The 1,037-nt window shown below is 71.4% G+C and carries 2 protein-coding genes; both read right to left on the bottom strand.

Annotation, left to right across the window (positions count from 1 at the left end):
• The coding region (locus ACXJKR_RS33335) for an Hpt domain-containing protein (protein WP_457326504.1) at positions 1-565 on the bottom strand (565 nt) is incomplete at its 3' end.
• A gap of 70 nt (positions 566-635) precedes the next feature.
• Positions 636-1,037, bottom strand: a 402-nt coding sequence (locus ACXJKR_RS33330; protein WP_457326503.1) for a chemotaxis protein CheW, incomplete at its 5' end; no start/stop codon positions are given.

The raw sequence follows: 1,037 nt of genomic DNA, 5'->3' as shown, positions 1-1,037 counted from the left end.
ACCTTGCGGCCACCAATGATTCGCCGGCCAGCCCGAGCAGCCGATTCAGGTTGTCGGCGGTGACGCGCACGACGCGGTCCGAGGCGTCGCGCGCTGGTGCCGCCGCGGGCGGCGCCACCGCTGCCTGCAGCACCGGCGCTGCCGCGTCGGGCGCCGGGTCGTCTTCGTCGCCGGCCAGCATCGCGGTCTTCAGGGCGTCGACGAAGGCCTTCACCTGCAGCGCGTCGCCAGGGTCCGTCCCGGCGGTCCGGCCCAGGCGCGCGAGCAGGTCCACACCCGCGAGCAACGGGTCGATCTGACGTTGGCGCAGCCGCAACCGGCCCGTTTGAGCGGCGACGAAGCAGTCTTCCATCGCATGCGCCACTTCCACCGCGGCGCCAATGCCGACGATGCTGGCGGCACCCTTGAGCGAATGGGCGGCGCGCATGCAGGACTCGAGCTGGTCGGCGGCGTCCGGACTGCGCTCCAGGGCCAGCAGTCCCTGCGTCAGCAACGGGGCGTGGTTCTCCACTTCGATGCGAAACAGGTCCAGCATCGACAGGTCGCTGAGATCGACGCTGCTCATTGGGGCTCCCTAGGCGCTGCGCGCCATCCCGCCAAGCGGGAATGAGCCCCTTCGGGCGGCCGGGCGGGGCTCATGCGAGGCCCCGTTGAATGGTGTAGAGCAGCAGTTGCTCGTCGAGCAGGCCGACCGCGCGCTCATTGCTGCCCCCTGGCGCTTCTCGAGGGGTTCGCCCGCGTTCGGGCGGCCGGGTGGCGGGTTCGTGCCAGGCCAGGATCGCCTTGGAGTAGGTCGCCGTGGCACGCGCGACGGTGGCAGGCACTGGCTTCAGCGTGGCCGGATCGAAGCGCCGGATGCCGTGCATTTCGTCGACCGCGAAGCCCAGGCGCTGGCCGTCCAGGCCGATCACCACCAGGCGCCGCAGTGTCAGGCGTTGCCGTGCGTGCCCCGTCTCGGCGACGTGCGCCAGGCCGAGGACGCTGCCCAGCGATACGCAGACCAGCAACTCGCCCCGCACGTTGGCCACACCCTGCAC

This window comes from Roseateles sp. P5_E11 (assembly GCF_054049355.1).
Note: the sequence above shows the minus strand (reverse complement) of the source record. Positions and strands in the feature narration are given on the sequence as shown.